At 64.7% G+C, this 9174-nt stretch carries 9 protein-coding genes and 1 pseudogene; 6 read left to right on the forward strand and 4 right to left on the reverse strand.

The window, feature by feature from the left end; translation table 11 throughout:
• Positions 1-4: 4 nt before the first annotated feature.
• Entirely contained in the window at positions 5-640 is a 636-nt protein-coding gene (locus tag CH256_RS25315) for a VOC family protein (RefSeq protein ID WP_094671160.1), read from the reverse strand.
• A gap of 118 nt (positions 641-758) precedes the next feature.
• Between CH256_RS25315 and CH256_RS25320 the strand changes: the two genes are divergently transcribed.
• From CH256_RS25320 to CH256_RS25330, 3 genes are all read left to right on the forward strand, one after another.
• Positions 759-1397, forward strand: a complete 639-nt coding sequence (locus tag CH256_RS25320; RefSeq protein ID WP_179272225.1) for a TetR/AcrR family transcriptional regulator — start codon at positions 759-761, stop codon at positions 1395-1397.
• A 258-nt stretch (positions 1398-1655) separates the two neighbouring features.
• A complete protein-coding gene (locus CH256_RS25325; protein WP_094671164.1) occupies positions 1656-4010 on the forward strand; it encodes a transketolase-like TK C-terminal-containing protein in 2355 nt (784 codons plus the stop codon).
• 31 nt (positions 4011-4041) lie between these two features.
• Positions 4042-4527 (forward strand): 2-oxo acid dehydrogenase subunit E2, encoded by a 486-nt coding sequence (locus tag CH256_RS25330; RefSeq protein ID WP_094671190.1) that lies wholly within the window; start codon positions 4042-4044, stop codon positions 4525-4527.
• Between the two features lie 49 nt (positions 4528-4576).
• Here the strand turns inward: CH256_RS25330 and CH256_RS25335 are convergent, their stop codons facing one another.
• Positions 4577-5008, reverse strand: a complete 432-nt coding sequence (locus tag CH256_RS25335) for a type II toxin-antitoxin system Rv0910 family toxin (protein WP_179272226.1) — start codon at positions 5006-5008, stop codon at positions 4577-4579.
• 140 nt (positions 5009-5148) lie between these two features.
• Here CH256_RS25335 and CH256_RS25340 point away from each other — a divergent pair, with 140 nt between their 5' ends.
• The gene (locus tag CH256_RS25340; RefSeq protein WP_094671168.1) at positions 5149-6351 is read left to right on the forward strand and encodes an oxidoreductase; all 1203 of its coding nucleotides are present in this window, start codon (positions 5149-5151) and stop codon (positions 6349-6351) included.
• A gap of 70 nt (positions 6352-6421) precedes the next feature.
• Positions 6422-7087 (forward strand): TetR/AcrR family transcriptional regulator, encoded by a 666-nt coding sequence (locus CH256_RS25345; protein ID WP_179272227.1) that lies wholly within the window; start codon positions 6422-6424, stop codon positions 7085-7087.
• Between the two features lie 11 nt (positions 7088-7098).
• Here CH256_RS25345 and CH256_RS25350 read toward each other — a convergent pair whose 3' ends face one another.
• Entirely contained in the window at positions 7099-7854 is a 756-nt protein-coding gene (locus CH256_RS25350; protein WP_094671172.1) for a tryptophan-rich sensory protein, read from the reverse strand.
• Positions 7855-8011: 157 nt separating this feature from the next.
• Between CH256_RS25350 and CH256_RS25355 the strand changes: the two genes are divergently transcribed.
• Positions 8012-8884 (forward strand): alpha/beta hydrolase family protein, encoded by an 873-nt coding sequence (locus CH256_RS25355; RefSeq protein ID WP_094671174.1) that lies wholly within the window; start codon positions 8012-8014, stop codon positions 8882-8884.
• Here the strand turns inward: CH256_RS25355 and CH256_RS28250 are convergent.
• Positions 8848-9174, reverse strand: a pseudogene (locus tag CH256_RS28250) (hypothetical protein); the annotation flags it as partial. The gene CH256_RS25355 and the pseudogene CH256_RS28250 sit on opposite strands and share 37 nt — an antisense overlap.

Consider the following 9174-nt stretch of genomic DNA (forward strand, 5'->3'; position numbering starts at 1 on the left):
TGTGTCACAGAGTTTTCGGCGTGATGGTCTTCTTGTTTGCGACGACCGGACGCCCGGGCCGAGTTCCGGCCTCGCGTCGGCGAAGCTCCTCGTGGGGCACGCCGTTGCGCAGCTGACTGAGCAGGTAATCGGGGTCGATGTTGACGCCGATGGGGTTCTTGGCGAACTCCTCGGTGAAGAAGAATGCCGCGGTGTTCTCGGCGTCGAAGTTCTCGACCTGGAACTCGAGCCGCACCCCGTCGGGATCCTCGTAGTAGAGCGAGATCGTCGGCCCGTGATTGATCGACCAGACGGGGAGGATGTCCATTCGCTTGAGTCGCACATAGTTCTCCAGCAGCCGCTCGAGGGAGTGGAACGTCAGCGCGATGTGGTCGATTCCGTAGGCCTTGCGCCTGAACTTGGCGAACGGGAACAGGAACCTGACGGGCTTCGGCACTGCGATGATCGCCAACCGGTGCGACTCGTCGTCCCAGGTCAGGAACGTGATTCCCTCGTCCTGATAGACGATCTCGGCACCGAACACCGATCCGTACCACCGCACCATCTCCTCGGTGCGAGCGGACTTGACCACCCAGTGGGCGATGAGATCGGGCGCCACCCTCGGCGCTTTCCGACTCCCTGCATCCTGCGTCGTACTCATCGAACGACCTTTCTTCGGGTCACTTGTATGTGACCGACGCTACGTCCACTTTGACTACTGGTCAAGAATTTGAACGATGGTCAGGAAGGCCTGCGTGTGGTGCGCTAATGTCGGATCGGTGTCGACCAACCCGCCCCCCGGAGCCGAGCGGTCCCACCGTGCCCGCCCTCGGAAAGACCGTCGCCAAGCCCTGATCGAGGCCGCGATAGAGCTCCTGGCCGAGGGCAAGAGCGCCGACATCAGCGCAGCGGCCATATCGCGTCGCGCAGGAGTAGCACACGGGCTGCTGTTCTACTACTTCACCGACAAACAGGGCCTCGTCGCGGCAGCGCTGGCCGACGTCCTGGCGAACCTGGCCGAATTCCAGGAACCCGAGGCCGGTGAGCAGTCCGTGCGGGCCCGCGTGGAAGGTTTCGTGCGTCGGCACATCGAGTTCCTCGAACGACACCGCGCCCTCTACGTCCGGGTGATCCGCGAGGGAGAACTGGGCGATTCCGTCGTCGAAGACGCCGTCCGGAAGGCCCGCGCGGAGGGCGCTCAGCAGGTCGCGGCCCTCGCCGAGCTCTCGGAACCCCTGTCTGCGTTGCAGAGTGCCGCCATCTCCGGGTGGACCGGCTTTCTCGATAGAACGGCCGACGCGTATTTCGACACCCCCGATCTCGAACTCGATGCGGTGGTCGAATTGATCGTCGACACCTTCGAGGCTGTCGTGGCGGCAACACACTCGCCTCCGGAGACGGGTAATCGGGATCAGTAGGACCAAGGTCGAGCCCCTCACAGGACTCGAATTGAGCAATCTGCACCATTCGAACGGCAACACTTGCGCAGCTGGGTAGACGCCTGGTCCACTGTCCCCCATCGCAGCTCAGTTGCACTCTCTCGGCGATTCGCGACCCGAACGCCTGCCCGGGCCACCGGACCACACTCGGTCCCGCGTCGTCCGCGTTCTCATTCACCCTCTCGGCCTCGGCCGGCATCAGGACGTTCTTCACCGTCGACTCAGGAGCCCTCTGTCATGACCAGCATCAGCCCCGCCGACCGCCGTTCGTCTGCCGGTGACGGCGAAGACCTGCACGACATCGCTCTGCGGGTGCTGTGGTTGTCGACGTCGATGATTCACCATGCCAATCGAATTCGGCCCAACCCGACAGGGTTGAAGGTCGGCGGCCACCAGGCGTCCTGCGCGTCGCTGGTCTCGATCATGACCTCACTGTGGTTCGAGCAGCTGCAGCCCGGCGACCGTGTGTCGGTCAAACCCCACGCCTCGCCGGTGCTGCACGCGATCAACTACCTTCTGGGCGAGTTGGACGAGAAGTACCTGACGACTCTCCGCTCGTACGGCGGACTGCAGTCCTACCCGTCCCGGGCCAAGGACCCCGACACCGTCGACTACTCCACCGGATCGGTCGGCATCGGTGCCACGGCCCCGATCTGGGGTGCCATGTCCCGACGCTTCGTCGAGGGCCGGTTCGGCACCGACGACTCCGCCCCCAGGACATCGGGATTCAGCGGACGACAGTACTCACTGGTCGGTGACGCAGAACTCGACGAAGGCGCAGTCTGGGAAGCCGTCATCGACCCGGGCATCACCGAGCTCGGCGAGATCGTGTGGATCGTCGACCTGAACCGCCAGTCGCTGGACCGAGTGGTCCCCAACATCGCGGCGCGGCGGCTCGAGAAAATGTTCGACGCTGCCGGCTGGCAGGTCATCACCGTCAAGTTCGGCCGATTGCTCGAAGACCTCTTCGCCAAGCCGGGCGGCGACGCACTCCGCACCCGAATTCTGGACATGCCGAACCCCGAGTATCAGCGCTTGCTGCGCTGCAGCGCCGACGAGGTGCGCACCCGCCTTCCAGGATCCGGACCCGACGCCGCAGCGATCGCCGAACTGATCGCCGATCTCGACGACACACTGCTGACCGAGTCGATTCGCAACCTCGGCGGACACGATCTGGATGCGTTGCGCGAGGCCTACTCTCGCATCGACGACACCCGGCCCACCGTGATCGTCGCGTACACGGTCAAGGGCTTCGGACTGCCCACTCAGGGGCACCCTCAGAACCACTCCTCACTGTTGACCGTCGACGAGTACGCGGAGCTCGCTCGTAGCCTCGACCTGAATCCCGCTGCGCCCTGGGGCCGCTTCGACGACGACAGTGCGGCCGGGCGACTGTGCGCCGCCACCGCAAAACGGCTGCGCCGCGAACCGGTTCCGGCGTCGACTCCCCCTGCCGTTCCCACCGACATCGGGCGCACGCCGAAGGGCACTGCCACCACTCAGGCTGCCCTCGGCCGCACGCTGATCGACCTCACTCGCGAGGCCCCGGAAGCAGCGAAAAGGGTTGTGACAGTGAGCCCCGACGTCAGCTCCACCACCAACCTCGGCGGCTGGGTCAACAAAGTCGGTGTGTGGTCCTCGTCCGATCGGCACGACTGGTTCGGTGACGACGCCGAGACGATCATGCACTGGCGCGAGGGACCGAGCGGTCAGCACATGGAACTCGGCATCGCCGAGACCAACCTCGTGGGACTGATGGGCGAACTCGGTGCCACGTGGAGCCGATGGGGACAGCCACTGTTCCCGATCGGCGTCATGTACGACCCGTTCGTCGAACGCGCCCTCGAACCGTGGTCGTACGGCATCTACGCCGGCGGTCAATCGATCCTCGTCGGTACTCCGTCCGGAGTCACACTGGCTGCGGAAGGTGGTGCGCACCAATCGATCAAGACACCGTCGATCGGTCTCGAACAACCCGGCTGCATCAGCTACGAACCCGCATTCGCCATCGACGTCGAATGGACCCTGCTCGCCAGCATCGCGCGGCTGGGCCGGCCCGACGGAACCTCGGCCTACCTACGGTTGTCGACGCGACCCGTCGACCAGTCGAAGGCCGACGTCCCCACCGACCCGGCGGCACGAGAACGTCGCCGACGCCAGGTCGTGGCCGGCGGATACCCACTGGTGCGTCGGGACGGTGCGACGGTGACCATCGCGGCGATGGGAGCAGTGATCACCGAAGCACTCGAGGCCGCCGAGCGATTGAGCAAGGTCGGCGTGATCGCAGACGTTCTGTGCATCACCAGTCCCGGCGAGCTCTACCGCGCGCTGCAAGCCAGGCAAGGACGCGGTGTCGGTGAATCGTGGATCCTCGATCAACTCCTGCCCGCCGATCGGGCGACGCCCATGGTTACCGTGCTCGACGGCCACCCGCACACTCTGGCGTTCCTCGCCACCGTCAACCGCGTGGCCTCGACATCGTTGGGCGTGAGCAACTTCGGGCAGGCCGGATCACTCGACGAGGTGTACAAGCACCACAAGATCGATACCGACTCCATCGTCGGTGCCGCACTCGACGTCACCGATCACTGACACCCGCCCCATCGAGCACACGAAAGAAGACATGACAGCGACCGTCACCACCGACACCGTTGCGATGCCCTCGCTCGGTGAGAACGTCACTTCCGCCGATCAGGAGCCGGAGGTCGCCGCACCCACGGCCGACCGGATCGAGAAGCTGCCCCGAATCAGACGAACCATCGCCACCCGAATGGTTCAATCCCTGCACACGGCAGCGCAATTGACGACGGTCGTGGAAGCCGAGGTCTCCGCGATTGCTCGGGTCAGGCGCGAGAACAAGGACTCGTTCCTGCACCGAACCGGGAACAAACTGTCGTATCTGCCGTTCTTCGTCAAAGCTGCGGTGGAGGCGTTGGCGGACAATCCCGTCGTCAATTCCTCGCTCGATGCCGACGTCACCACCGTTCCGACCGTGTACCTCTCACTGTCGTACGACCACCGCATCGTCGACGGTGCCGATGCCGCCCGCTACCTCGGTGACGTCAAGCGCAGACTCGAAAGTGGCTACGCCGCAGAACTTCTCGACTGATAATCGCATCCACGATTGCCCCGCCCGCAAGAGCGGGGCAATCGGCGTTTCACGCGAGGTACTCCGCGAGTCCGTTCAGGGTGGCGGTGAGTTTCTTCCTGAACGTGCCCTGCAGCGCCTTGCCCACCACTCCGAACAACAGCGGACTGGTCACCTCCAACTCGAGCGTGACGGCTGATCCGCTGCCGCGGGCGGCGCAGTTCATCGTCAGCCGGATCATCGATCCGGTGGATCCGGCTCCCACCAGAACCAATTCCTCCGGCGCACGCAGACTTTCGACCTGGAACTCGATGGTGTCGGTGATGCTGGCGATCTTGATCTTCTCGACCATCGTCGACCCGACCTCGAGGTCCCTCGGGGGCGTCTGCACCCACTCCTCGTGCAAGGCATGCCACTTCTCGAAGGTGCTGACGTCGGACAGAGTTGACCACACCTTGTCCTGAGGGGCGGAAAGCTCCTGCGTCATGGCGATGTTCAGCATCCGGGTTCCTTCGTTCGACAACGGTGTTCCCACAACTACGCCATATGACTGACACGAAGTCAATATTGACATGAAGTCAACGCAGGCCTACTTTCGTGAGACACGCCTCACAGGTACGGGGCCGAACCGAAAGCGACGCCATGACGACGACCGAAGTACCGACCGTTGCGACCGCAACCGATGTGATTGCCAATCTCCGAGCTCTCGTGCCCGACCTGAAGGCCGGAGCCGCCGACAACGAGAAGGCACGACGCCTCTCCGAGGACACCGTCGACGCCCTCCGCCGCGCGGGCGCATTCCGAATCGCAGCACCGGCGAAGTTCGGCGGACTCGAAACCGATCTGCGCACCATGCTCGACGTCTCGGCCATCATCGCCGAAGGCGACGCGGGTGCCTCCTGGGTCACCACCCTGTCCAACGTCAACAACTGGGCCGCAAACCTTTACAGCGATCAGGCACAGGCCGAGATCTTCGCGAACGGGCCGGACGCCGTCATTGCCGGCGTCGTCACCCCCGGCGGCACCGCCCGCAAGGTCGAGGGCGGCTACCGTCTCACGGGCACGTGGCCCTACGCCTCGGCCAGCCTGCACTCGGAGTGGTTCACCGGCGGAATCATCATCAACGACGAAGACGGCGACATGCTCGACCAGGGAATGGCATTGCTGCCTCGCTCGGACTACCGCGTCGACGACACCTGGTACGTAGCCGGCATGCGCGCCTCCGGCAGCAACACCGTCGTTGCAGAAGACGTGTTCGTACCCGAACACCGCATGCTCTCGATGATTCCGGCATTCAGCGGTGCCAACGTGGCAGAACGTACCGACTCCGCGTTCGCTCGCTCGGCCTTCGGCCCCATGCTCGTCATGGTTCTCGTCGGACCGCAGCTCGGAATGGGCCGTGCCGCAGTAGAACTCGTCCGAACGAAGGCGTCCCAGAAAGCGTTGGCCTACACGGTGTTCGACCGGCAGGCCGACTCGGTGGCCTTCCAGATGATGCTCGCCGAAGCCGCACTGAAGGTCGACACCGCGCACCTGCATGCGTACCGCGCGGCGGAGGACGTCATGCGGTGGGCCGAAGCCGGCGAGTATCCGGTCCTCCTCTCGCGCGCTCGCGTCCGCGGCGACGCAGCCGTTGCACTGAAGAGCATCAACGAGGCACTCAACATCCTCGTGGATGCCACTGGAGCCGGAGCCTTCGCCGATGTCAATGCACTGCAGCGCATTTGGCGTGACTCCAACGTCGGTGCCCGCCACGCCGTCATGCTCCCGCGAGTGTCGATAGAAACCTACGGCAAGGCACTCCTCGGCTTCGAACTTCATGACCACATCACGCCGATCATCTGACGAGGACCTAGTCTTGTGTCGAACCGTGGGCAGCAGCCGAGCGGGGAGGCCGAGACAGAGGGGACTCGAGGTGCCGAATCGATCCACCCAGCCGGTTGCCCGGGCCACCCGGGCAAGCGCTCGAGCCGCAGAAACCCGTCAGCGCATGATCGACGCGGCGGTCGCCCTGTTCGCGGAAACCGATTACGACAAGGTCGGTGTGGCCGACATCGTGGAGTCGGCGGATGTGGCCCACGGCTTGCTGTTCCACTACTTCGGCAACAAGCGAGGCATCTACCTCGAGTCGATGCGGGCCACTGCCGCGGCGATGTCGCAGGCGTTCGCCGACATTCCCGATTCGACACCCGACGTGCAGATACGGGCTGCTCTGACCAGCCATCTCGAGTACCTGCGCGTGCACCGCGGTCTGGCGCTCCGAATGGTGTTGGGCGGCAGAGGTGCCGATCCAGAAGCCTGGGAAGTTTTCGAAGATGCTCGCACCGCAGTGCTGGAAGCGTCGGCCACACGGCTCGGGCTGGACCCGGAGAACGCCGGCGTCAGGCTGGTCGGACGAAGCATCGTCGCGGCAATCGACGGTGCAACGGCCCGATGGCTGGAAGAGGACACGCGCATCGACGTCGAGCAGATGGTCGAGTGGCTGGTGTACCTCATCGTTGCGTGCCTGAGTACCGCGCCGGTTCTCGATCCCACGCTGAACATCGACGGTGCGGTCGCATTGCTCCGAGGATCGGACTAGATCGCGGGGAGTCACCCCACCGAGACGGTCCTTCGCTCACGGACCCGTATTCCTACCGTGGCAATCGCGACCACCACTGCGGCGAGAACGGCTGCCCAAGCGACAGTCGTATCGACCACCTCACCGGAGAAGCGGCCCTGCGCCAACCATCCCAGTCCCCAGACGATCGCCAACATCGGTGCGACCGCACCACCGGAGAACTGGGCCAGAAACACCCCGACACCGGCAGCCACCACGAGCACGATGATCGCCCATACCGTTGCGCCACTGGTCAATCCGAGATTCACCAGCCACGCGGAGACGTTCGCGATCGTCGCCACACACACCCACCCGAGATAGATCCCCATCGTCCCGTCGGTGATCACCGCGTCGGCCACACCCTCCGGTCGATGCTGCTGCATCAGCACGAACACGCGGACGAGTACCAACAGCAAGGCGACGATGACGATCACGCTCAGCCACACCTGGCCGAACTGGATCACGAGAATCCACGCGGGATTGAGCAACATCGACGCGACGATCGGTGCACGCAACGCGTCGTGCCGTGCGGTGCGGCCGGGTAGGAACTGCCATACGGCGTAGGCGATGAGTCCGGTGTAGATCACCGACCAGATCGAGAACGCCGGGCCTGCGGGTGCCACCAGCGTCGACGTGGCACTCAGCGCCCCGCCCGCCGCCTCGGCAATCGGCGTTCCGATCCACGCACCGGACCCCAGAAACGACACCACGACTGCCACGACCGCACTGACGACGACCACTGTTTTCATAGCAGCACTGATCCCCTGAATACGACGGTCGCAAACACCGCTGCCGGGTTGTTTACCCGAATCGGCCACCATTCACGACCTGGTCGACGACGTCCACCGGACGCCCACTGGCAGTTGAGGCTGCCGATTCCCGCCAGGGTCTGGTAGACACGCGGGAGTGAATGCCATCAGTGGACCGAATCGAGCTCGACGCGTCGGAGCCGTTCTTGCGGCGTCCACCTGCGCGCTCGTCGCGTGCAGCTCCACGCCCGAGTCTGTAACCGCGCCCTCGGTCACGCCCGCCGAGACGACGACCGCACCGGCCCCGCAGTACGACCTCACCGGAGTGCCGGGCACCGTTCTCGATTCCGAGGACTTCGGCGATCGATCGACAGCGCTCACCGACACCGGAGCCACGCTGTACCGATTCGTCTACGAGTCCACGTCGGGTGTCGACAATTCCCCCACGGCGGTCTCGGGTGTGGCAGCCGTTCCGGCAGGCACCCCACCCGAGGGCGGTTGGCCGACCGTCGTCTACGGGCACGGCACCACAGGAATTCAGGCCGACTGCGGACCCACCCTGTATCCCGATCTACTCGGCTACCAATTCGCTGTGCAGGACTTCACCGAACTCGGATACGTCACCGTGCTTCCCGATTACCAGGGCCTGGGCACCGGCGGCGGCACCCACCCGTACCTGGAACCGCGCACCTCGGGACACAACATGATCGACGCGGCCCGCGCCGCCCAGAGCGCGCTGCCGGACATGTCCACCCGATGGGCCGCTGTCGGGTTGTCACAGGGTGGCCAAGCAGCCTGGGCTGCAAACGAACTCGCCGCCACCTACGGTCAGGGCCTCGACCTGGTGGGATCGGTGTCGCTGTCGCCGCCGACGGACCTGACGCCCCTGGTGCAGGCGGCAACGGACGGAAACCTCACCAGACCGCAGAAGGAGCTTCTGCCGTACCTGCTCTACGGCGCACAGCAAGTCGACCCGTCGATCGATCCGATGGACTACAGCGGCAGCACGATGTCGTCTTTCGCGCCGTAGGCCACGAACATCGGGACCTCGGTTCGCACCTGGGGGAGTGTGTAGCGACCGATCACGTCGAGCAGCTGTTGCTCGGATTGCGCTGAATCAGCGGCGAACTCGTCCGGAGCCATTGCCTCGACGGCGCGCTCCTTGCCGTCCGTGTCGCCGCCCGAGCAGGTGAGCAGCAGCTCGTTGTTGGCCTCCGCGACGCTGCCGCTGTAGTCCATCGGATCGATCGACGGGTCGACTTGCTGTGCGCCGTAGAGCAGGTACGGCAGAAGCTCCTTCTGCGGTCTGGTGAGGTTTCC

The sequence above is a fragment of the Rhodococcus sp. 05-2254-6 genome (assembly GCF_002258565.1).
In the GTDB taxonomy this organism is placed as follows: Bacteria; Actinomycetota; Actinomycetes; order Mycobacteriales; family Mycobacteriaceae; genus Rhodococcoides.